The 22,856-nt window shown below is 74.5% G+C and carries 17 protein-coding genes; 10 read left to right on the top strand and 7 right to left on the bottom strand.

Annotated features, from left to right (window positions below):
• Nucleotides 1–229: 229 nt before the first annotated feature.
• A complete protein-coding gene (locus QK440_RS36730) occupies nt 230–841 on the bottom strand; it encodes a TIGR03086 family metal-binding protein (protein WP_282797608.1) in 612 nt (203 codons plus the stop codon).
• 148 nt (nt 842–989) lie between these two features.
• On the opposite strand from QK440_RS36730, the gene QK440_RS36725 reads away from it, so the two are divergent.
• Nucleotides 990–2,243: an MFS transporter gene (locus QK440_RS36725; protein WP_282797607.1), complete on the top strand. Its 1,254-nt coding sequence runs from the start codon at nt 990–992 to the stop codon at nt 2,241–2,243.
• Here QK440_RS36725 and QK440_RS36720 read toward each other — a convergent pair.
• Nucleotides 2,218–3,612 (bottom strand): S28 family serine protease, encoded by a 1,395-nt coding sequence (locus QK440_RS36720; RefSeq protein ID WP_282797606.1) that lies wholly within the window; start codon nt 3,610–3,612, stop codon nt 2,218–2,220. The two genes, QK440_RS36725 and QK440_RS36720, sit on opposite strands and share 26 nt — an antisense overlap.
• Nucleotides 3,613–3,921: 309 nt before the next feature.
• On the opposite strand from QK440_RS36720, the gene QK440_RS36715 reads away from it, so the two are divergent.
• The 7 genes from QK440_RS36715 (at nt 3,922) to QK440_RS36685 (ending at nt 11,886) form a co-directional block, all read left to right on the top strand.
• Nucleotides 3,922–5,106, top strand: coding sequence for an alpha/beta hydrolase (locus QK440_RS36715; protein ID WP_282797605.1), 1,185 nt, complete (start codon nt 3,922–3,924; stop codon nt 5,104–5,106).
• A 292-nt stretch (nt 5,107–5,398) separates the two neighbouring features.
• The gene (locus QK440_RS36710; RefSeq protein ID WP_282797604.1) at nt 5,399–6,160 is read left to right on the top strand and encodes a DeoR/GlpR family DNA-binding transcription regulator; all 762 of its coding nucleotides are present in this window, start codon (nt 5,399–5,401) and stop codon (nt 6,158–6,160) included.
• A gap of 116 nt (nt 6,161–6,276) precedes the next feature.
• Nucleotides 6,277–7,647 (top strand): sugar ABC transporter substrate-binding protein, encoded by a 1,371-nt coding sequence (locus QK440_RS36705; protein WP_282797603.1) that lies wholly within the window; start codon nt 6,277–6,279, stop codon nt 7,645–7,647.
• Nucleotides 7,644–8,597, top strand: a complete 954-nt coding sequence (locus QK440_RS36700) for a sugar ABC transporter permease (RefSeq protein ID WP_282797602.1) — start codon at nt 7,644–7,646, stop codon at nt 8,595–8,597. Before QK440_RS36705 ends, QK440_RS36700 begins: the two co-directional genes overlap by 4 nt.
• On the top strand, nt 8,594–9,451 hold the full coding sequence (locus QK440_RS36695) for a carbohydrate ABC transporter permease (protein ID WP_282797601.1): 858 nt from the start codon (nt 8,594–8,596) through the stop codon (nt 9,449–9,451). Before QK440_RS36700 ends, QK440_RS36695 begins: the two co-directional genes overlap by 4 nt.
• On the top strand, nt 9,448–10,437 hold the full coding sequence (locus QK440_RS36690; protein WP_282797600.1) for a zinc-dependent alcohol dehydrogenase family protein: 990 nt from the start codon (nt 9,448–9,450) through the stop codon (nt 10,435–10,437). Before QK440_RS36695 ends, QK440_RS36690 begins: the two co-directional genes overlap by 4 nt.
• 225 nt (nt 10,438–10,662) lie before the next feature.
• On the top strand, nt 10,663–11,886 hold the full coding sequence (locus QK440_RS36685; protein ID WP_282797609.1) for a TerD family protein: 1,224 nt from the start codon (nt 10,663–10,665) through the stop codon (nt 11,884–11,886).
• A gap of 64 nt (nt 11,887–11,950) precedes the next feature.
• On the opposite strand, the gene QK440_RS36680 is transcribed toward QK440_RS36685, so the two are convergent.
• The gene (locus tag QK440_RS36680) at nt 11,951–13,531 is read right to left on the bottom strand and encodes a TROVE domain-containing protein (protein WP_282797599.1); all 1,581 of its coding nucleotides are present in this window, start codon (nt 13,529–13,531) and stop codon (nt 11,951–11,953) included.
• Between the two features lie 361 nt (nt 13,532–13,892).
• Nucleotides 13,893–15,359, bottom strand: a complete 1,467-nt coding sequence (locus QK440_RS36675) for an alkaline phosphatase PhoX (protein WP_282797598.1) — start codon at nt 15,357–15,359, stop codon at nt 13,893–13,895.
• 470 nt (nt 15,360–15,829) lie between these two features.
• On the opposite strand from QK440_RS36675, the gene QK440_RS36670 reads away from it, so the two are divergent.
• Nucleotides 15,830–16,597: an SDR family oxidoreductase gene (locus QK440_RS36670; RefSeq protein ID WP_282797597.1), complete on the top strand. Its 768-nt coding sequence runs from the start codon at nt 15,830–15,832 to the stop codon at nt 16,595–16,597.
• Between the two features lie 755 nt (nt 16,598–17,352).
• On the opposite strand, the gene QK440_RS36665 is transcribed toward QK440_RS36670, so the two are convergent.
• Entirely contained in the window at nt 17,353–18,876 is a 1,524-nt protein-coding gene (locus QK440_RS36665) for a hypothetical protein (RefSeq protein ID WP_282797596.1), read from the bottom strand.
• 344 nt (nt 18,877–19,220) lie between these two features.
• Between QK440_RS36665 and QK440_RS36660 the strand changes: the two genes are divergently transcribed.
• Complete coding sequence (locus QK440_RS36660) at nt 19,221–21,059, top strand: endonuclease/exonuclease/phosphatase family protein (protein ID WP_282797595.1); 1,839 nt, start codon at nt 19,221–19,223, stop codon at nt 21,057–21,059.
• A 22-nt stretch (nt 21,060–21,081) separates the two neighbouring features.
• Here the strand turns inward: QK440_RS36660 and QK440_RS36655 are convergent, their stop codons facing one another.
• Both QK440_RS36655 and QK440_RS36650 read right to left on the bottom strand, forming a co-directional pair.
• Complete coding sequence (locus QK440_RS36655) at nt 21,082–21,726, bottom strand: antibiotic biosynthesis monooxygenase (RefSeq protein ID WP_282797594.1); 645 nt, start codon at nt 21,724–21,726, stop codon at nt 21,082–21,084.
• Between the two features lie 162 nt (nt 21,727–21,888).
• A complete protein-coding gene (locus tag QK440_RS36650; protein ID WP_282797593.1) occupies nt 21,889–22,677 on the bottom strand; it encodes an SGNH/GDSL hydrolase family protein in 789 nt (262 codons plus the stop codon).
• Nucleotides 22,678–22,856 lie beyond the last annotated feature (179 nt).

The raw sequence follows: 22,856 nt of genomic DNA, 5'->3' as shown, positions 1-22,856 counted from the left end.
GGGCGGGGGGGGGGGGGGGGGGCCGGGGGGGGGGGGTGGGCGGGGGGGGCGGGCCCCCGGCCGCGGCGCGGGCCCCCCCCCCCCCCCCCCGCCCCCCCCGCGCGTCCGTACGACTGACCAGACCGTATGCCTACCTAGTCAGTTACGCAACCTAGATCGGGGAGCCGGGTGCGCGCGGAGCTGGGGCCCGGGGCCCGCGCGCCACGGCGTACCGGTGCCGGCGCCGGTGCTACGGCCGCCAGCCCGGGTCGCGGCCGCTCAGCGCGACCACCCGGTCGAGGAGGGGCGCGTCCGCGGCGACCGGCACCGGCGGCCCGAAGATCGAGCCCCGCGCCTCGGGGGGCTCCGCCGCGGAGGCGGACAGCAGCTCGTGGGAGACTGCGAGGCTCGCCTGGTCCGGGGCGTACTCCTGGGCCGTGGCCCGCGCCAGGTCCCAGCCGTGCACGACGAGTTCGTTCAGCGCCACGACCCCGGCCACCTCGGCGGGCAGGTCCACACCTCCGGCCCGGGTCTGCCCGGTCCAGGCGGCGGCGTCGCGCCACACCTCCGCCAACTCGGCGACGCGGCGCGGCAGTTCGTCACGCCAGTCGGTGCCCACGTCGGGCAGGGAGGCCGTCGGGGAGGTGTCGGTGCTCGGCCCGAAGTCCTTGCGCGCGGCGGCCGTGAACGCCTCTGCGAGCCCGACGACATGCCCGAGGAGGTGGCGCACCGCGTAGTCGGGGCAGGGCGTCGGGTCGTCCAGCTGGTCCTCCTTCACGGCGGCGGCGAGGCGCGCCACGAGCCGGGCCTGCGGCCTGAGGTCGGGCAGCTCCTGCGGGTCGGGCTTCGTCGTGTCCGGCATGGCGTCTCCTCCGGTTGCTAGGTGCTTCTCCTTACCTGACTGCCCCGGGCTCGCGGACTCATCGCCCTTTCCTCAGGCGGTCGTTCACCGCGGGACGAGGCATCCGCCCGATGCCGTACGCACCGCCTCACGCCCAGCATCGGGGCGTATGACAACGAAGATCGGACACGTCGTGCGGGACCGGGACGCGGCGCTGTGCCTGGGCGCCGTCGTGGTCTCCGGGTTCGGCAGCTCCGCGCTGTGGCTGGTGGCGGGGGTCTGGGTGAAGGACCTCACCGGCTCGGACGGCCTGGCGGCGCTGTGCTCCCTCGCCCTGTGGCTCCCGGTGTGCGCGGGCCCGCTGCTCGGCACCCTCGCGGACCGGGTCCGGCGGCGGCCGCTGCTGATCACCGTGAACCTGGCGCTCGGCGCGCTGCTCCCGGTGGTGCTGCGGGTGGACTCCGCCGCGTGGGTGGGGCTGCTCCTCGCGGTGCTCCTGGTGTACGGGGCCTGCGGCGTGGTCACGGACGCCGCGGAGGCCGCGCTGACGGCCGGAGCCGTCGGCAAGGAGCTGCTCGGGGACTTCAACGGCCTGCGGACGGCGGCGAACGAGGGCATGAAGCTGGTCGCGCCGCCGGTCGGCGCGGCCCTGTACGCGGCGTACGGCGGCGGCCTCGTGGCGCTGCTCGACGCGGTCACGTTCCTGCTGGCGGCGGGCCTGTTCGCGCTCGTGCGGGCGCGCGAGCGCCGCCCGGCGCCGGACGCGGCGGGTGCCTGGCGGCGCACCGCGGAAGGCGCCCGCTACCTGTGGCGGGCCGGTTCCCCGGGCACCCGGGGCCTGCCGGGCGGCGGCCGCCGGGACGCCCGGCCGCGCCCGCTCGTCCTCGCGGGCGGCCTCACCATGCTGACGGCGGGGCTCAGCGGCGCCACGGTGTACGCCCTCGTGGAGGGCCTCGGCCGCTCCCCCGCGTACACGGGCGTGCTGTACGCGGTCCAGGGCGCGGGTTCCGTCGCGGCCGGGCTCGCGGCGGGCGCGCTGCTGCGGCGGCTCGGCGCACGGTGCCTCGCGGGCGCGGGGACCGGCCTCACCGGAGCCGCGGCGGCGCTGCAGGCCCTGCCCTGGGAGGCGCCGGTCCTGACGGGGAGCTTCGCGCACGGCGCGGGCCTGGTGTGCATGCTGGTCGCCACGGTCACGGCCGTGCAGCGGGCGGCACCGGACGCGCTCGCGGGGCGGGTCGTCGCCACGGCGCAGACGCTCGTCCTCGCGCCGACGGCCCTCGGTATCGCGCTCGGCGCGGCCCTGGTCGAGCTCGCCGACCCCCGCCTGCTGCTCGGCCTCTGCGCGGGGGCGCGGCTCGCCGTGGCCGCGCCCCTGCACAACTCGGTGCGAGGGGGCGCTACTTCAGGCCCGCCCAGCGCTTGACGGTGGCAATGACCCGGGACTGCTGCGGCTCGGGCAGCTTCGCGATGGAGGCGCCGTGGTTGGCGCCCGGCACGACGTAGCGGTACGAGTCGCGGTGGCTGGGCGTGAACCGCTCCGCGCTCCACGGGTCGTTCTCGCCGTAGATGAACATCATCCGCTGGCCCCGCGTCCTCACCCAGCGGTCGACGCCGGCGACGGTCCGGTTCTCGTACGAGCCGCGCATGGCGGCGGGCAGCACGGAGTTCGGCTGGTAGAGGCCGGGGTGGTGGCGCACGCCCTTGAGGTGCGCGAACTTCAGGTCGGCCCAGCCGAGCTGGGTGGCGGCCTGGCGGTAGTAGGGGCCGGAGCCGTTGGTGCCGAGCTCTTCGTCGGCGTACACGCTCAGGCCGTGCTTCTTCGACCAGCCGTACAGCTCGTCGTCGGTGGCCTTCTTCGCGTCGGGCACGGTCGCGCAGTTGTCGGCCGTGTCCGACTGCCAGAAGTTCCACACCTGGTCGAGGACCGCGAACTCGTAGGCGCGGTCGGTGGTGCCGAGGGTCTCCTCGAAGGTGTGGCCGTTCGCCTCGGCGTCGGCCTCGAACTTCGGCAGCAGCGTGGCGCGGCGGGCGAGCATCTCGCGCTGCACGGCGTTCAGGGCGGCGCGGCACTCCTTGGTGCCGACGGTGCGGAAGAAGCGCTCGTAGCCGGAGTCGTCCTTGTTGTCCGCGTCGTTCGGCGCCACGAAGGCGACCACGGCGTCCAGGTCCTTGGGGTAGAACCGCTCGTGGTACGTGGCCGTCATGCCGCCCTTGCTGGCGCCCGTGCCGAGCCACTTGCCGCGCTCGACGGCGCGCAGCGCCCGCGTGATGCGGTGCTCGTCGGCGGCCTCCTGCTGGACGGTCATCTTGGTCCAGTCGTCGCCCGCCGCGCCCTGGGGCCGGGACTCCAGGAAGTAGCGGTGCTCGACGCTGACCTGGTTGGCGTCGAGGAGCTTGGTCAGGGCGGTGGTGCCGGAGGACAGGCCGTAGCCGGTGGTGTAGAGGACGGTGGGCCTGGTGGTGGCCTTGTGCCACAGCGTCAGACGCTGGGTGAAGGAGGCCCCGTGCGGGCGCTTGTGGTCGACGGGCTGACGGTACGTCAGGGTGTAGAAGGGGTACCCCTCCTTGTCCGTGACGGAGACCACCTTCAGGCCGGGTATCTTCTCCAGCCGCGCGCGGATGTCCTGGGCCCCGGCGGCCTGCCCGGCGCCAATCCGCGCGGACCCCGCCTCCTGAGCCGCCCCGTGCCGCGCCGTCCCGTCCTGCGCGGCGGCGCTGCCGGCCGTGACCGGCAGGGCCGCCACCGCCGCGAGCCCCGCACAGACCAGCGCCGCTGTTCCCTTGATGCGCACCTTGTCTCCTTCGTCCCCCGCCACGGGAGCGTTGTGTGGTGCGCGGATCGTAACGGCTGCCGGGCGAGCCGCGACAGCTCCCGTGTGACGTGGGCGAGGTCGGCGCCGGAGGCCGGACCGGCGTGGTAGTGCCGCAGTTCGGTGGCGCCGAGAACCGCCGCGCGTGCGACGTCGGCGGCGAGCGTGGCGGGGCTGCCGCGAGGCACGGGCCTCAGCCCGGAAGGTGAGACGCCCGTACGCCTGGAGTCGCTGCCGGGTCAGACCGTGGGTTGACGTGCGCCAACGCCGCTCCCCCTAGCGTGAGTTGCCATGACCACGATCCAACACGCGGCGCGCGGACGCGCCCTCGCCACCGCGCTCGCGCTGGCCCTCGCCCTGCCCCTCGCCAGCGCGCCGGCCGCCTTCGCCACGCCCTCGCCGGGCGGCCGTGCCACCGCGGAGGCGCCCGCCACCCGGCCCGAACTGCCCCGCCCCACCGGCCCGTACGCCGTCGGCCGCGACACCCTGCACCTGGTGGACACCTCCCGCAGCGACCTGTGGGTGCCCGACCGGCCACGGGAGCTCATGGCCTCGGTGTACTACCCGGCGCGGGGCCAGGGCGGGCGCCCCACCGCGTACATGTCCACCGAGGCCGCCCGCGCCATGCTCACGCAGTACGGCCTCGACGTCTCCCCCGCCGCCTACGCCTCGACGCGCACCTACGCCCGCGCCGGGGCGCCCGCCGCGCCGGGCCGGTTCCCGCTCGTCCTCCTCTCGCCCGGCTTCGGCGCGCCGCGCTCGACGCTCACGCACCTGGCCGAGGACCTGGCCGGGCGGGGGTACGTGGTGGCGACCGTCGACCACGCCCACGAGGCGGCCGGGGCGGAGTTCGAGGGCGGCCGCATCCCGCCGTGCGTCGGCTGCGACCCGGACGCGGGCGTGCCCGGCGAGCGCACCACCGCCAACCGGGCGAAGGACCTGTCGTACGTCCTGGACCGCCTCGTCGGCGGCAGGACCGGCAAGGCCACCTGGGCCCGCTCCGGCATGATCGACCGCAAGCGCGTCGGGTCCGGCGGCCACTCCATCGGCGGCGCCGCCACCGCCGCCCTGATGAACACCGACCGGCGGGTGCGGGCCGGCATGAACATGGACGGCGGCATGCGGATCCCGCCCGACAACCTGCGCGGCCGCCCCTTCCTGCTGCTCGGCACCCGGCTCACCACCGCACCCGACAACCCCTACGACTGGGACGCCGCCTGGCCGCTCCTCGACGGCTGGAAGCGCTGGCTGACGGTCGCGGGCTCCGGGCACTTCACGTTCACCGACGCGCCCGTCGTCCTCCACCAGCTCGGCGCGGACGAGGACCCCGAGGCCACGCTCTCCGGACGGCGCGCGGCAGAGATCACCCGCGCCTACATCGGCGCGTTCTTCGACCGGCACCTGCGCGGCGTCGACAGCCCACTGCTCGACGGCCCGGTCCCGGCCCACCCGGAGGTGGCGTTCCACCGGCCCTGATCCGACCGGGCCTGATCCGATTGGGCCTGATCCGACCGGGCCCGGCCCACCCGGGCCTGGTCCACCCGCCCTGATCCGACCGCCCCACACGGGCACCGAACGGGCACGCCCGCCCCGCGAACGGGCGTGCCCCCCGCCCGCTCCCCAGGCCACGACCGCACCGAGCGGGCACATACGGGCAGCATCGGGCACGCTCCGAGCCTGGTCAGCCCCGTGCCCGCGCTGTAGAACTTCCCCACAGGGCCCGAACGGGCAGCGCGATCGAGCCAGGCCGAGGGGAAGAGGTGGCGCCATGACGGCGGAGGAGCGTCAGCGGCAGATCGTGCGCACGGCCCGCCGGACGGGCTCCGTCGACGTCAGCGCGCTCGCCGCCGAACTGGGCGTCGCCAAGGAGACCGTACGCCGCGACCTGCGCGCCCTGGAGGACCACGGCCTGGTCCGGCGCACCCACGGCGGCGCCTACCCGGTGGAGAGCTCCGGGTTCGAGACGACGCTGGCCTTCCGCACCACCATGCACGTGCCGGAGAAGCGGCGCGTCGCCGCCGCCGCGGCCGAACTGCTCGGCGACGCCGAGACCGTGTTCGTCGACGAGGGCTTCACCCCGCAGCTCATCGCCGAGGCCCTGCCGCGCAACCGCGACCTGACCGTGGTGACCGCCTCCCTCGCCACGGCCGGCGCCCTCGCCGCCGCCGAGCACGTCACCGTGCTGCTCCTCGGCGGCCGGGTCCGCTCCGGGACCCTCGCGACCGTCGAGCACTGGACGACCCGCATGCTGGCGGGCTTCGTCATCGACCTCGCCTACATCGGCGCCAACGGCATCTCGCGCGAGCACGGGCTCACCACCCCCGACCCGGCGGTCAGCGAGGTCAAGGCGCAGGCGCTGCGGGCGTCCCGGCGCGCGGTGTTCGCGGGTGTGCACACCAAGTTCGGGGCCGCGAGCTTCTGCAGGTTCGCGGGCGTCACCGATCTGGAGGCCATCGTCACCAGCACCCGGCTGCCCGCCGCCGAGGCCCACCGCTACGCGCTGATGGGGCCGCAGGTCATCCGCGTCTGAACTCCCCGCCCTCCCCCGAGGCCCGATCCCGCCCTGCCGTGCCCCGGCGCGCCCCCACCACACCCCACCACGCCCCACCGCGCCCCGAATATCCCCTTTCATCCCAGGAGCGAACCATGCGAACCCAGAGCCGACGGAGGCGGCGGTCCCTGCTCGCCGCTGCCGCCGCAGGGACGCTGCTCGCCCCGCCGCTGTCCGGCTGCTGGGCTGGCGCGGGCGGGTCCGGGTCCGGCGGCGACGCCGTCAACGTCCTCATGGTGAACAACCCGCAGATGGTGGAGTTGCAGAAGCTCACCGCCGCGCACTTCACCCGGAGGACCGGCATCAAGGTGCGCTTCACCGTGCTGCCGGAGAACGACGTCCGCGACAAGATCAGCCAGGACTTCGCCAACCAGGCGGGCCAGTACGACGTGGCGACGCTCAGCAACTACGAGATACCGATCTACGCCAGGAACGGCTGGCTCCGCGAGCTGGGCGGCTACGCGCGCAAGGACCGCGCCTTCGACCAGCGGGACATCCTGAAGCCGATGCGCGACTCCCTCACCGGCGCGGACGGCGAACTCTACGGCCAGCCCTTCTACGGCGAGTCGTCGTTCCTGATGTACCGCAAGGACGTCTTCGCCAAGGCCGGCCTCACCATGCCGAAGCGCCCCACCTGGCGCCAGGTCGCGGACCTCGCCGCGAAGGTGGACGGCGCCGAGAAGGGCATGAAGGGCATCTGTCTGCGCGGCCTGCCCGGCTGGGGCGAGGTCATGGCGCCGCTGACGACCGTGGTGAACACCTTCGGCGGCACCTGGTTCGACAAGGACTGGACGGCCCGCCTCGACTCCCCCGCGTTCGAGCGTGCCACCCGCTTCTACGTGGACCTCGTACGCGAGCACGGCCAGTCCGGCGCGGCGCAGTCCGGGTACGCGGAGTGCCTCAACAACCTCACCCAGGGCAAGACCGCCATGTGGTACGACGCCACGGCCGCCGCGGGCTCCCTGGAGGCCGACAGCTCCCCCGTCAAGGGCAGGATCGGCTACGTCGCGGCGCCCGTGGAGCGGACGGAGAACTCCGGCTGGCTCTACACCTGGGCGTGGGGCGTGCAGAAGGCGTCCCGCAACCCCGGCAAGGCCTGGAAGTTCATCTCCTGGGCGTCCGGCAAGGAGTACGAGAGGCTGGTCGGCGAGAAGATCGGCTGGTCCAACGTGCCCGCGGGCAAACGGGCCTCGACCTACGCCGACCCGCGCTACCGCCGGGAGGCCGCCGCCTTCCAGGGCGTGACGCGCGCCGCCATCGCCGGCGCCCGGCCGCGCGACCCGGGCGTGCAGCCCCGGCCCGCGCCCGGCATCCAGTTCGTCGGCATCCCCGAGTTCACCGACCTCGGCACGAAGGTCTCCCAGGAGATCAGCGCGGCCATCGCCGGCCGCACGTCCGTGGAGTCCGCGCTGGCCCGGTCCCAGGACCTCGCCGAGAAGATCTCCGAGGAGTACGAGGGACGATGACCGCCACCACGACCCCCGCCCCGGCCCCCGCGCGCGTGCCCGCCACCGCGCCCCGCCGCACCCGCGGCCGGCTGCGCGCCTGGGCCACCCGCGCCCCGCTCCTGCCCGCCCTGGTCTTCATGGTCGCCGTGACGCAGCTCCCGTTCGTGGCCACCCTGGTGATCTCCTTCTACGACTGGAACGCGCTCTACCCCGACGCCCGCGCCTTCACCGGCCTCGCCAACTACCAGGAGGTCCTCACGGACGCCGACCTGCGCGAGTCCGTGGGGACGACGATCCTGCTCACCGTCACGGTGGTGCTCGCGAGCCTCGTCATCGGACTCGGGCTCGCGCTGCTCCTGGACCGGAGGTTCCGCGGCCGGGGCGTGGTCCGCACCCTGCTCATCACGCCGTTCCTCCTGGTGCCGGTCGCCGCCGCCCTGCTGTGGAAGCACGTCCTCTACAACCCCGAGTACGGCCTGTTCAACGGCCTGCTGCACTGGGTGGGCGGCGACGGCGCGGCCCAGCCCGACTGGATCTCCAGCACCCCGCTGCTGGCGATCGAGCTGGCCCTGATCTGGCAGTGGACGCCGTTCATGATGCTGATCCTGCTCGCCGGGCTGCAGAGCCGCGACACCGAGCTGATCGAGGCCGCCCGCATGGACGGCGCCGGCACCTGGCAGATCTTCCGCCATCTGACCCTGCCCCACCTGCGCCGCTACCTCGAACTCGGCGCCCTCCTCGGCTCGATCTACATCGTGCAGAACTTCGACGCCGTCTTCACGATCACCTCCGGCGGCCTGGGCACCGCCAACCTGCCCTACACCGTCTACCAGAGCTTCTACCAGGCCCACGAGAACGGCCTGGCCTCCGCCGCCGGCGTCCTCGTCGTCATCGGCTCGATCGTCATCGCGACCTTCGCCCTGCGCGTGGTGTCGTCCCTGTTCCGCGAGGAGGCGTCCCGCGCATGAGCCCCGTACGCACCGCACGTGCCGTGCCGACGGTCCGCGCCCGGGGGCTGGGCCTGGGCCTGGCCGCGTGGCTGGCCGGGATCGTCTTCTTCCTGCCGGTCGCCTGGATGGCCCTGACCTCCCTGCACTCCGAGGAGGACGCGGCGACGAACCCGCCCTCCGTGGCCGCCTCCCTCACCCTGGACGGCTACCGCGAGTTCTTCGGCTCCGGCGGCGGCGCGAGTCCCTGGCCGCCGCTGGTCAACTCCCTGGTGGCGTCGACGGCGTCCACCCTGCTCGTCCTGGTGCTCGCGCTGCCCGCGGCGTACGCGCTCTCCATCCGCCGCGTCCGCAAGTGGACCGACGTCCTCTTCTTCTTCCTCTCCACGAAGATGCTGCCGGTCGTCGCGGGCCTGCTGCCGATCTACCTCTTCGCCAAGGACACCGGCCTCCTCGACAACATCTGGCTCCTGGTCATCCTGTACACCTCGATGAACCTGCCGATCGCCGTCTGGATGATGCAGTCGTTCCTGGCCGAGGTCCCGGTCGCCGTCATCGAGGCCGCGCACGTGGACGGCGCCCGCCTGCCCACCGTGCTGACCCGCATCGTCGCCCCCATCGCCCTGCCCGGCATCGCCGCGACGGCCCTGATCTGCTTCATCTTCAGCTGGAACGAACTGCTCTTCGCCCGGGTGCTCACCGGCGTCGTCGCCCAGACCGCGCCCGTGTTCCTGACCGGCTTCATCACCAGCCAGGGCCTCTTCCTGGCGAAGGTGTGCGCCGCGTCGCTCGTCATCTCCCTGCCGGTGCTCGCCGCGGGGTTCGCCGCCCAGGACAAGCTGGTCCAGGGCCTGTCGTTGGGAGCCGTCAAGTGAAGGCCGCCATCATCGAGTCCGTCGGCACCGCGGTGGTCGGCGAGGTGCCCGACCCCACGCCCGGGCCGCGCGACGTCGTCGTCGAAGTCGCCGCGTGCGGCCTGTGCGGCACCGATCTGCACATCCTCCAGGGCGAGTTCGCGCCCACGCTGCCGGTCGTGCCGGGGCACGAGTTCGCCGGGACGGTGGTGGGCACCGGCGTGGACGTCACCGAGGTGCGCGTGGGCGACCGCGTGGCCGTCGACCCCTCCCTGTACTGCCACGAGTGCCGCTACTGCCGCACCGGCCACAACAACCTCTGCGAGCGCTGGGCGGCGATCGGCGTGACCCGCTCCGGCGGCGCCGCCCAGTACGCGGTGGCCCCCGTCGCCAACTGCGTCCGGCTGCCGGACCACGTACGCACCGAGGACGCCGCCCTCATCGAACCCCTCTCCTGCGCGGTACGCGGCTACGACGTGCTGCGCGCCCGGCTCGGCGCGCACGTCCTGGTCTACGGCTCCGGGACCATGGGCCTGATGATGCTGGAGCTGGCCAAGCGGACCGGGGCCGCGAGCGTGGACGTCGTCGACGTGAACCCGGACCGCCTGGCCACCGCCCGGCAGCTCGGCGTGTCCGCCGCCGGCGCGAGTCCCGACGAGCTCGACCGCCCGCAGGGCTGGGACGTCGTCATCGACGCGACGGGCAACGCGGCCGCCATCCAGGACGGCCTGGACAGGGTGGCCAAGGCGGGCACGTTCCTCCAGTTCGGGGTGGCCGACTACGCCACGCGCGTGACGATCGACCCCTACCGGATCTACAACCAGGAGATCACCATCACCGGCTCCATGGCCGTCCTCCACAGCTACGAACGGGCCGCCGAACTCTTCGCGGGCGGCGTCCTCGACCCCGACGTCTTCATCAGCGACCGCCTGCCGCTGGACCGCTACCCGGAGGCGCTGTCACGCTTCGCCGCGGGGGAGGGCCGCAAGATCGTGGTGCTGCCCTAGGCGGGTGATTCGGCCTTCGGCCTCGTCCTCAAGCACCGGACGGGCTGGATCTGGGGCGGAGCCCCATGGTTCCAGGGAAAGGGGAGCCCGCGCGCGGCACGCGCTGAGGGGCCGGGCGGGGCGCCCCGGGAGGGAAAGCAGGGAAAGCGGGGCGCCCCGCGAGGGAAAGCGGGCCGGTAAGGGAACGGCAAAGTCCTCCCGCTCGTTACTGCTGGCATGACAGCTATGACCCCCGGCTCGAACATCCCCCTGACCGCGACCCGCGTGGCGGTGGACGTCTCCGCCCCCGTGAGGCTTGACGTTTCGGGCCTGCTGCTCACCGCCGACGGCAAGGTGCGCTCCGACGACGACTTCATCTTCTACAACCAGCCCACGGGCCCCGGTGTGACCTACCGCTCCGGCGGCGGCACGACGCCGGACGCGATCACGGTGGACACCACCGCGGTCCCGCCCGGCATCGAGAAGATCGTCGTCACCGCGAGCCCGGACGCGGCGGGCCAGACCTTCCAGGGCGTCGAGCCCACCGCCACGATCCGCAACGCGGACGACGGCGCGGTGCTCGCCACGTTCACGCCCCCGCAGCTCGGCACGGAGACGGCCCTGGTCGTCGTGGAGATCTACCTGCGCAACGGCGCCTGGAAGGCCCGCGCCGTCGGCCAGGGGTACGCGAACGGCCTCGCGGGCATCGCGACGGACTTCGGCGTGACGGTGGAGGAGCCCGCGCCCGCCGCCGCCCCTGCCGCCGCGCCGCCCGCGCCCCCGCAGCCCGCGGCCCCCATGGCGCCGCCGTCCGGCACCCCGGTCCAGGGCCCGCCCCCGCCCGTCGCGGCCGCCGCCCCGCAGGCCCCCGCGGCCCCGGCCCCCGGCGCCGGGAAGATCAACCTGGACAAGGGCCGCGTCAGCCTCCAGAAGAACCAGACGGTGTCCCTGGTCAAGGGCGGCCGCCCGCTGCTCTCCCAGGTCAAGATGGGCCTCGGCTGGGAGCCCGCGTTCCGCGGCAAGGACATCGACCTGGACGCCTCGGTCATCGCGTACGGCCCGCAGCGCAACCACATCGACAGCTGCTACTTCGGCAAGCTGAAGATCCTCAAGGGCGCCGTCAAGCACTCCGGCGACAACCTCACGGGCGAGGGCGGCGGTGACGACGAGGTGATCACGGTCGACCTCGGCGCGCTCCCGCAGGAGGTCACGGGCCTGGTCTTCACGGTGAACTCCTTCTCGGGCCAGAAGTTCACGGAGGTGGCCAAGGCGTACTGCCGCCTGCTCGACGGCGCGACCGGCGAGGAGCTGGTCCGCTTCGACCTGACGAGCGCCGAGGCGCAGACGGGCGTGATGATGGCGAAGCTGATCCGCCAGTTCTCCGGCGAGTGGGAGATGACGGCCATGGGCGACTTCGTCAAGTCCCGCACGGTCCGCGGCATGGTGAAGCCCGCAGCCCAGTCCTTGTAGCGTCCCCGCAGTGTGGGGCGGCGGGCCCGCGGCCGGGTCCGCCGTCCCGCTCCGGCCGGAGGCGTCACGCCGCCCAGGGCCAGTTCGCGTTCCGGCCCGTCTCCAGCAGGGTCACCATGCGGAAGGCCGCGTCCGACAGGCCGCCGAAGGTGTGCCGGTGCGCGGTGCCGGAGGGGCCGAGGCCCGCGCGGTAGCCCGCCAGGTTCCAGGTGTAGACCGGGATGTGCGCCGGGACCTGCGCGGTCGGGTCGCCGTGGTGGCTGTACGCGGCCTGCTCGTCGGTGACGATCAGGACGCGGTCGTGCCCCCGGTAGTGGCGGCGCACCGCCTCCGTGGTGTCGGTGCCTCCCAGGTCCCCGAAGCGGTCGAGGACCTTCAGGACGGACTCCCCCGCGCGGTACGCCACGGGCGCGCTGGTCGTGCCGAACTCGACGAGGTCCGCGTCGTGCGCCCGCAGCGCGAGCGCCGTGCCGAAGACCGCCGCCGCGTCCGCGCGGTTCAGCTGCGAGCGCTCCGACAGCGGCGCCCACATCGAGCCCGAGCGGTCCACCAGGATCAGCGAACGGCCAGGCAGCGCGGGCACGTTGGCCAGCGAGTGGCCGAGCGCCCGCTCCAGCGCGTAGGCCCAGCGCAGCGACGGCGCGTGCTGGTACGCGGCGAGGTAGCGGAACGGGAACTGCCGGGACCGCGCGACCTCGTCGGGGTCGGCGAGCTTCGCCGCGACCCGGGCCGCGACCTCGTCGCTCACCCCCGCCTCGTCGAAGTTCCGCAGGTTGCGCAGGAGCGCCATCGCGCCCATGGACGGGATCACGGCCTCCCAGGCTGCCTTGTCCATCGGCCCCTGGAGCCAGCCCGCAAGCGCCTCCCAGGTCATGCCCGCGGCGGCGAGCCGCTCGGCGCCGCCCGCCCCGGTGACGACCCTGCGCCGCTTGGCGACGCGCAGCGCCATCAGGTCGCGGTGCGCGGCGAGCGTGGTCAGCGACGAGGGCACGGCCGCGCTCTCGGGGTGGTGGCGCCGGTCGAGCGCGTACCGGAACAGCTCGCCCTGCCACGGCTTGGCCGGGTCGGGCGCCGCGTGCACGAGGTTCAGGACGTCGCCGAAGCGGAAGCCCTTGGACGCCGTGTCGTACTTCAGGAGGGCGCGCTCGGTGTAGAGGCGGCGCACGGCGTCGGCGATGCCGCGCTTCACGGGCTTCGGTATCGCGCGGCCGTACCGGCTCGTCCAGTAGCCGAGCAGTTCGCCGGGCTCGTCCGGGCGGCGCAGGACGGAGGCGACGACCTGGCGGTTGGCGGGCCCGTCGGTGGCGCCCGCCGTCAGCCGCGCCCGCACGTACTCGGCCGCGCCGACCAGGGACGCCGTACGCATGTTGCCGTCGCCGCGCAGCCAGCCGAGGAGGCCCGCCGTCCAGTGCGGGTCCTCGACCGCGAGCGCCCGCACGAGCGCCGCGAACCGGTCGTCGCGGGTCTCGCCGCTCTCGTAGTACGTCTCCTGCGTCACGAAGTTCGCGACCGCGAGGAGATAGAGCTCGGAGCGCGCGTCGCGCAGGTGGCCGCGGCCGCCCTGGTGCGTGCGGGTGGCCTGGCCGGTCGTGCGCACGGGCGAGGCGGGCGGCGCCTTGGCGGCCTTGACGTTGAAGCGGGCCATGCTGGATTCCCCCGGAAGCGAAGCCTCCCGAGGTCTCATCGGCGGCGGCGTCGTTTCAGGAAGGGAAGGAGCCGCAGCCCTCGCACCGGGAGGCACGACAAGTCTGTGCGTGTCCAGAGATCGAAGCGGCGGAACTGACGTATGGCGCTCTCACCCCTGAGCTACACCGGCCTGAGTACCGGTGGCGGGACTCGAACCCGCGACCTCCCCGTTAGCAGCGGAAGTAAGTCCTGCCTGCGCACCTGGACACACACCTCACCTTAGGAGGGTGATCGCACGGGACGCCACGGCTTTTCCGGCGGGCGGTGCGCCGCGGCCCGCGCCCGCCCGCGCCGCGGCGCCCGTACGCCCGCGGGCCCGGTCAGGGGTGCCGGCGCCGCCACGGCCCGGTGATCGCGAAGAGGATGCCGGGCGACTGGATGCTGGCGTACAGCGTCCTGCCGTCCGGTGAGAAGGTGACGCCCGCGAACTCGCTGAAGGACGGCTTCTCGGGCGTGCCCGCGTTGAGTTCGTTGCGGGCGATCGGGTACGTGCGGCCGCGCTCGGTGGCGCCGAACAGGTGCTGGATGCCGTCGCCGTCCTCGGCGAGGATCAGGCCCCCGTACGGCGAGACGGTGATGTTGTCCGGGCCGTCGAGGGCGCCGTCCTCGCCGGGGTCGGGGTTCACGCCGAGCAGCACCTTCAGGGTCAGCGTGCGGCGGCCCGGGTGGTAGAACCACACCTGCCCGTCGTGCCGCGCCCCGGGGCTCTCGTCCCGCGCGTACGAGGACACGATGTACGCGCCGCCGTCGCCCCACCACATGCCTTCGAGCTTGCGGGCACGGGTCACCTCACCGGTGGTGAACTGCTTGCGCACGGGAACGGTACGGGCGTCGCGGTCGGGGACGTCCACCCAGTCGACGCCGTACACGGTGCCGATCCGGGTGGCGCGGGACAGGTCGTCGACGAAACGGCCGCCGGAGTCGAAGCACTTGGGCGCCTGCAGGACGCCCGCGTCGTCGGCGAGGGTGCGGAGCTTCCCGCGGCCGTGGTGGAAGCCCCGCGGCGGGGTCCAGCGGTAGAAGAGGCCGTTGGGGCCGGAGGCGTCCTCGGTGAGGTAGAGGTGGCCGCGCTTGGGGTCGACGACGACGGCCTCGTGGGCGTAGCGGCCGAGCGCCTTGAGGGGCTTGGGGTCCCGGTTGGCGCGCCGGTCGCGGGGGTCGACCTCGAAGACGTAGCCGTGGTCCTTGGTCATGCCGTTCTGGCCGGCCTTGTCCTCGGTCTCCTCGCAGGTCAGCCAGGTGCCCCACGGGGTGGAGCCGCCCGCGCAGTTGGTGGCGGTGCCCGCGATGCCCACCCACTCCGCGACCTCGCCGCCGCGCCGGTGCTCCACGACCGTGCAGCCGCCGGACGCGGCCGGGTCGTACACCAGCCCCTCGGCGAGCGGTACGGGGTGCTTCCACTTGGAGCGGGGGCCGCTCAGCTCGTGGTTGTTGACGAGCAGCGTGACGCCGCGCGGCCCCGCGAACGCGGCGGTGCCGTCGTGGTTCGACGGCGTGAACTCGCCCGACTCCAGGCGGGTCCGGCCGCTGTACGTCAGGACGCGGTACGAGAACCCGGCGGGCAGCGCGAGCAGCCCCTTGGGGTCGGGCACGAGCGGGCCGTAGCCGGGTCCGCCGTGGCCGTGACCGGGACCGTGGCCGTGGCCGTCCGCCGCGTCCACGTCGAGGTCCGGCGCGGCCAGCGCGCCGGGCGCGGTGGCGAGCGCGCCGACGCTGCCGGCCAGGGCGACCCCCGCGCCGGTGAGCGCGGACCGTCTGGCGAAGTCCCTGCGGGTGAGCGGCGACATGGTTTCTCCTCGGGGCGTGCGGGAGCGGATGGGGGCGCTCGGGCGGAGGACCGCGGTCGAGCGCGGCGGGGCCACGTGGACGGACGGGCCGTGCGCGGGGCGCGTACGGCCGGACCTGGTGTCGGCGACAGATTTCCGCTCACGTATAAACGGCGGTTGAACGCCGCCCGACTTCGGCGGGCGGCTTCCGGAGCACCGCGTTCCGACAGCGTCGCCGGGTAGCGGCGGCAGTGCCGCTTACCTGATGCACCGGGGTCATGTCAGTGCCGGGGTCATGTGAGTGCCGGGGGGACGTCGGTGCCGGGGGCACGTCGGTACGGCAGTTCCGTCGGTACGGCAGTACCGCAGGCCCGTCAGTACCGCAGTTTTGTCGGTACCGCAGTTCCGTCAGTACCGCAGTTCCGTCAGTACCGCGGTCCCGTCGGTACGTCGTCCGCCATCACGTTTCGACACCACGTCAGGAGATCCGTATGACTCTGCCGGACACCGGCCGCCGCGTTCTCGTCAGCGGCGCCTCACGCGGCCTCGGCCGGGCCCTGGCCCGGGCGTTCGCGGACAACGGCGACCGGGTGGCGGTGCACTTCGGCACGCGCGCGGCGGAGGCGCGGGAGACGCTGGGCGCGCTGGCCGGGGACGGGCACGCGCTGATCGGCGGCGACCTGTCGGACCCCGCCGGGGCCAAGGACGTCGCGGACCGGGCCGCGGAGGCGCTCGGCGGCCTCGACGTACTGGTCAACAACGCCGCCGTGAACCTGCCGCACCCGCCCGTGACCACCTCGTACGAGGGGTGGGCGGCGCTGTGGCAGCGGCACACGGCGGTCAACCTGCTCGCCACGGCGCACCTCAGCCACCTCGCCGCGCACCGCATGATCGACCAGGGCACGCCCGGACGGATCGTCAACATCGGCTCCCGCGGCGCCTTCCGGGGCGAGCCCGACCACCCGGCGTACGGCGCGACGAAGGCGGCGGTGCACGCGCTCGGCCAGTCCCTCGCGGTGGCGCTCGCCCCGCACGGCATCGCGGTGGCGTCGGTCGCGCCGGGCTTCTTCGAGACGGAGCGGGTCGCGCACCGGCTGAGCGGCGCGGAGGGCGAGGCGATCCGCGCGCAGAGCCCGTTCGGGCGCGCGGGTACGGCGGCGGAGATCGCGGAGGCGGTGTTGTGGCTGGCCTCGCCGCGGGCGGAGTGGGCGTCCGGCGCGGTCCTGGACCTCAACGGGGCCTCGTACCTGCGGACGTGAGCCCTCCGCCCGGGGCGCCTCCCTACCTGCACCAGCCACGCGAAGCCCTGCGGGGGGCGGGCCTCCCACCCGCCCGCCCGTGCGGCGTGCCGCCGCTCGCGCGGCGAGATCTCCCACCCGCCCACCCCTACAGGGCGGTGTCCCCCGCACAGCCTCGACCTGGCGGCTCGCGCGTGGTTCGTCGGCTGCGCCGCTGCTGCCGCGCCGGGGGTGGGGCCGGGCGGATAGGGCCGCCCTGGAGCACGCCCGCCCCGGAGGTGGGAGCGGGCGCGTGGGACCACCCCGGTCGTGGCACCGCCCCGGCGTACACCCACCCCGGCGGTGGGCCCGCCCTCAGTGGAGGGGGCGGGCGGGTGGGGCCACCTTGGTCGTGGGACTGCCCCGGTGGTGGGGCCGCCTCGGGCATGCCCGCCCCAGTGGTGAGCCCGCTCCGGAGCTGGGCGGGCAGGCAAGACCACCCCGGTGGTAGGCCCGCCCCGGATGCCGCCCATCCCGGTAGTAGACCCACCCGGCGGTGGGCCCGCCCCAGTAGTGGGGGCGGGTGGGTGGGTGGGAGCACCCCGGTCGTGAGACCACCCCGGGCGGGGTACGCCCCCCGGTACTGGGCCCGCCCCAGTGGTACGCCCACCCCCGTGGTGGGGCCCAGGGCCCCAGGACGGGCGGCTGCCCCAGCGGGCAGCTACCCCCGGCCCGCGGACGCCCCCGGCAGGGCCCGTGGGCCCCGGCCCGAGTGGTTCGGCCCGCCCCGGGGGGCCTCAGGGCTGCTGCGAGCGGGCCTTGAAGGCCGCCTTGCGGGCCTCCTTCGCCACCTTCTTGTCGGAGTGGAGCCGCCCCATCGCCTCCAGGACCTCCGCGGTCGCGGGGTGGTCGACCCGCCACGCCGCGGCGAAGAAGCCGCTGTGCTGCGCGGCGAGCCCCTCGACCAGCGCCCGCAGCTCCTCGGAGTTGCCCTCGGCGGCGAGCTGCGCGGCGAGCGTGTCGATGGTCAGCCAGAAGACCATGCCCTCGGAGGGCGCGGGCACGTCCGTGGCCCCGTGCTCGGCGAGCCAGACCCGGGCCAGGCCGCCCAGTTCGGCGTCGTCGAGGACCTCCCGCAGCGCGGGCTCCGCGGTGACGCCGACCAGCGAGAGGGCCTGCTGGCAGCGCAGCCGCCGCAGCGGCGCGCCCTCGTCGCCCCCGCGGGCGGCGGACAGCAGCTCCCGCGCGGCCTCCAGCGGTTCGCGCCGCCCCAGCCACCCCTCGATCTCGGCCTGCGCGGCGGCCCGCGGAAACACCCCGGTGGCGTCGAGCAGCGTGTCGGCGCCCTTGTCCGCGAGATCGCCCACGGCGGGCGCGTCCACCCCGGCCTCCAGCATCCGCGCCCGCACCCCGTACAGCCCGAGTGGCGTCAGCCTGACCATGCCGTACCGCGTGACGTCCTCGTCGTCGACGGGCGGCACCGGCTCCGACCCGGCAGCGGCGCCGGCGGTCCCGGCGGTCTCGTCGGCTTCGTCGATGTCCGCCATCAGCGCCTCGTCGACGGGCTGGTACTCGACGAGCCCGACGGGCTCCAGCATCCGGAACTGGTCGTCGAGCCGCATCATCGCGTCGGAGACCTGCTCCAGGATGTCGTCGGTGGGCTCCCCCATGTCGTCCGGCACGATCATGGACGCGGCGAGCGCGGGCAGCGGCACCGCTCCGTCGTCGGGCGCGCCCTCGCCGACGGTCAGCAGGTACAGGTTGCCGAGGACGCCCTCGAGGAACTCCGCCTCGGCCTGCGGGTCCCAGCCGAGCTCGGCGAAGTCGATCTCGCCGCCCTCCTGGATGGCGTCGACGAGGTCGTCCAGGTCGGGCACCGTCGCGTCGGCGAAGACCGCGTCCAGGGCGCCGAGCCAGATGCCGAGGACGTCCTGCGGGGCGCCGGAGGTGATGAGCGCGAGCTCCTCGCCGGTGGTGACGGTGCCCTCCTCGCCACCCCCGGCGTCGTCGGCGTCACCGTCCTCGGGGTCCACCACCTCGACGAGGCCCGTGTCCACGGCCACCCGCCAGGCCTCGCTCGCCAACGCCGCCGCTTCCCCGGGCTCGAGCCCGTCCTCGCCGTCGACGAGCCCCAGCTCGGCCGCCGCCGCGGGGAGCTGCTCGTCGACGAGTTCGCCGCCCGCGCCCACCCGCGTCCCGGGCCCGGCCCAGCGGGCGAGCCGCACCGCGCGGCTGAGCAGGGGTGTGGCGAGCGCGTCCCGCGCGAGCTCCGCGTCTGAGTGCAGCAGCACCGGCGGCAGGGTGGCGGGGCTTTGGGACATCGGCTGGTTCTCCTGACGGGCCTGACGGGGTACGGGTCTGCTGCGTGAAGCCTAGACGGGTTCGGGCGGGCGCCGCCCCCCGCTCCACCCCCGTCACCCCGGCCCGGGGCGCTCCGGGCTTGCCCCCCTTTGCCGGGGTTCATGTCCCTGTCAGAAAACGTACAGCCCGAGGACACCGGCCCAACCTTGACAACTGCCCTGCTCAGGCCAGAGATTGACGCGCGTAGAGCACACCCCCCGTGCCGCCGACCGCGCGGGGGCCGCGACGCCCTGCCACCCCTCTTCCTGAATCCCCGAATCCCCAGACCCACGAATCCCCGGATTCCCTAGTACCCGGAGCCCCGATGCCCCACATACCCCGCACGTCCCGGCCCGCCGCCGTCAGCGCCCTCGTCGCCACCGCCCTCGCCGCCGGTCTGCTCGCCGCGTCCGGCCCGGCGACCGCCGCCGACGGACCGGTGCGCGTGCACGACATCCAGGGCACCACGCGCCTGTCACCGCTGGCGGGCCGCGAGGTCGCCGACGTACCGGGCATCGTCACGGGCGTGCGGACGTACGGTTCGAAGGGCTTCTGGATCCAGGACCCTAAGGCCGACGGCGACCGGGCCACCAGCGAGGGCGTCTTCGTCTACACCGGTGCGGCGCCGACGGTGAAGACGGGCGACGCGGTCCGCGTCTCGGGCACCGTCACCGAGTACGTCCCGGGTGGCGCCAACTCCGGCAACCAGTCCCTGACGCAGCTCACCAAGCCGACGGTGACCGTCGAGTCGTCCGGCAACCCGCTGCCCGCCCCCGTCACGATCAGCGCGAAGACGGTGCCGTCCCGGTACGCGCCGGCCGGTGACCCGGCGCAGGGCGGCAGCGTCAACGGCCTGCCGCTGAAGCCCCGCTCGTACGCCCTGGACCTGTACGAGTCCCTGGAGGGCATGAACGTCCGCGTCGGCACCTCGCGCGTCGTCGGCGCCACCGACCCGCACGCCGAGCTGTGGGTGACCGTGAAGCCGCGCGAGAACACCACCCGGCGCGGGGGCGCGCGCTACGGCTCGTACGAGTCGCAGAACACCGGGCGGCTCCAGATCCAGCAGCTCGCGCCGCTCTCCGAGCGGCCGTTCCCCAAGGCGGACGTCGGGGACGTGCTGACCGGCTCCACCGAGGGCCCGCTGGACTTCAACCAGTACGGCGGCTACACCCTCACCGCGCGCTCGCTCGGCGAGGTCGTGCGCAAGGGCCTGGAGCGGGAGCGGACCCGCCCGCAGCGCGCGCGGGAGCTCGCCGTGGCGACGTACAACGTGGAGAACCTGGACCCGGGGGACCCGCAGGCCAAGTTCGACGCCCTCGCCGGGGCCGTCGTCACCAACCTGGCGTCGCCGGACATCGTGGCCCTGGAGGAGATCCAGGACAACAACGGTGCCAAGAACGACGGCACGGTGGCCGCCGACCAGACCCTGAAGAAGTTCACGGACGCGATCGTGGCGGCGGGCGGCCCGCGCTACGCGTGGCGCACCGTCGACCCGGAGAACAACAAGGACGGCGGCGAGCCCGGCGGCAACATCCGCCAGGTCTTCCTCTTCAACCCCGAGCGGGTGTCGTTCACCGACCGCGCGGGCGGCGGCGCCACGACGCCGACGGAGGTCGTGCGGCAGGGCGGACGCGCCGCGCTCACCCACTCCCCCGGCCGGATCGACCCGGCGAACGCCGCGTGGACCAACAGCCGCAAGCCGCTCGCGGGCGAGTTCACCTTCCGCGGCCGGACCGTCTTCGTCGTCGCCAACCACTTCGCGTCCAAGGGCGGCGACGAGTCCCTGACCTCCCACCACCAGCCGCCGTCGCGCCCCTCCGAGGTGCAGCGGGTCAAGCAGGCCGAGGCGGTCAACTCCTTCGTACGGAAGATCCGCGCCGCCGAGAAGAACGCGGACGTGGTCGTCGCCGGTGACATCAACGACTTCGAGTTCTCACCGGCCACCAAGGCCCTGGAGGCGGGCGGCGCCCTGCGCGCGGGCATCACGTCCCTGCCGCGCGCCGAGCGCTACTCGTACGTCTTCCAGGGCAACTCCCAGGTGCTCGACCAGATCCTGCTCAGCCCCGGCGTCGGCCGCTTCTCCTACGACAGCGTCCATGTGAACGCCGAGTTCGCCGACCAGAACAGCGACCACGACCCCCAGGTCGTGCGCTTCCGCCCGTAGCGCCCTGGGCGGGGAGCGGTGCTCAGCGCGGACCCACGCCGAAGGCGAACCGGTACCGCTTCACGGCAGCCACAGCACCCTCCATGGCAGGCACCGCCTCCCCCCCCCCGCCACCCGCGTCCTTCCAGTCCCCGTACACGAACACGCGGACACCGTCCGTACCGAGGTAGGCGTGCGCCGCGACAAGTCCGGAACCCCCGGACCAGGCCGCCAGCACCTCATCCGCCAGGGCCGGGCGGTACCCGGCCGCGGGGGCGTCGAGCTCCACCGTCGTGTACACCCGCGGCACCCCGCCGCCGACGGCCCCGGCGGCCACGCTCCGGTGGTGGCGGGTCTTCGTCAGGCCGACGCGCTCGACACCCGGCACCGCCGCGTCGACCTCGGCGTTCCGCTCGTCGCGCCCGCGGGCGAAGTAGTCCTGGTACGCCTGCTCGTCACGCCACTGCGAGTGGTGCATCAGGGTGGAGCCGTCGACGCCCTCGTACACGCTGTACGAGAGGAGCCCCTCGTGCGGCCAGGGCCGGCTCTCCCAGGCGCGGGCGATGGCGTCGACCGCGGCCTTCTGCCGCTCGGGCGTGCCCATGCGCCAGGTGCTGAAGAAGGTGAGGCCGGCGTCGCCGGCGAGCGGGGCGGGGGGTGCGGTGAGGCGCTGGGTCGGCTTCGTCATGGCAGTTCTCCAAGGATCGTGGGACGGTACGCGGTCCGCCGCGCGGCGGCGCCGTACGCGTCCCACGCTCCAAGGTGAACCAAGGTTGAAGTCAAGCCCGCCGAACTTGTCGAACCCATCGAACCCGTCGGACCCGTCACACCCGTCAGCCCCTGCGGCCCGTCACGCCCCTTCCGGCAGCGTCACCGCGACGAGGCCCGGCCGCTTCGCCGTGTGCCCGTCGTGCCGCGCCGGCCACCACGGGGTCCGCCGCCGCACCCAGGGCCCCGCCGCCCCGGCGAGCCACCACACCTCCTGCGCCGCGCCGCCGAGCGCGGAGACCGGGGCGAGCGGCGGCAGCGGCCGGGCCCAGTCCGCGTACCCGGGGACGCCCAGCGCGTCGGCCACGCCGGCGGCGACCCGGGCGTGCCCGACGGGGCTCGCGTGCATCCGGTCGCGGCTCCACAGCCGCGGGTCGGCGGCGATCCGCCGCGGGAACAGGTCGAGGACGACGACGCCGTGCCGGTCGGCCGCCGCGCGGATGCGGGCGTTGAGGTCGATGACGCGGGGCTGCGCGCGCCGCGCCAGCGGGGCGATGCGGCCGATGTCCGGGATCGTGACGGTGGCGACGCGCGCGCCCGCGCCGGTGAGCTCGGCGAACATCTCCTCCATGGCGCGCGCCGTGCGGGCCGCGTCGTAGCCCGGCCCCATCAGGTCCTCCACCCCGGCCACGACGGTCGCCAGGTCGGGCTTGAGGGCCAGGGCGGGCCCCAGTTGCTCGTCCTTGACCTGCTCCGTGACGCGGCCGCGCACCGCGAGGTTGGCGTAGGTGAAGTCCGGGTGTCCTGCGGCGAGGATCTCCGCGAGCCGGTCGGCCCAGCCGCGGTAGCCGCGGTGCTCGTCACCGTCGCCGAGCCCTTCGGTCCGGCTGTCTCCGACCGCGACGTACCGCGCGTACGGATGCGAGGTCATGGCCCGAGGGTCCTGCGGAGGCAAGCGCTCCGTCAACGAGGCGTCGGCGCCCCGAGGCGCACTCCGGCCACACCGCGCCCCGTCACGCGCCCCCTGCCCCTCCGCGCGCGACCGGCCGCCCGGCGCCGCGGCGGGTCCGGGCGGACACCGGGCCCGGCCGGTCCCGCCCGCGCCGGGCC

Origin of the sequence: Streptomyces sp. CC224B, from assembly GCF_030010595.1 — a bacterium.
Taxonomy (GTDB): domain Bacteria; phylum Actinomycetota; class Actinomycetes; order Streptomycetales; family Streptomycetaceae; genus Streptomyces; species Streptomyces longispororuber.
Note: the sequence above shows the minus strand (reverse complement) of the source record. Positions and strands in the feature narration are given on the sequence as shown.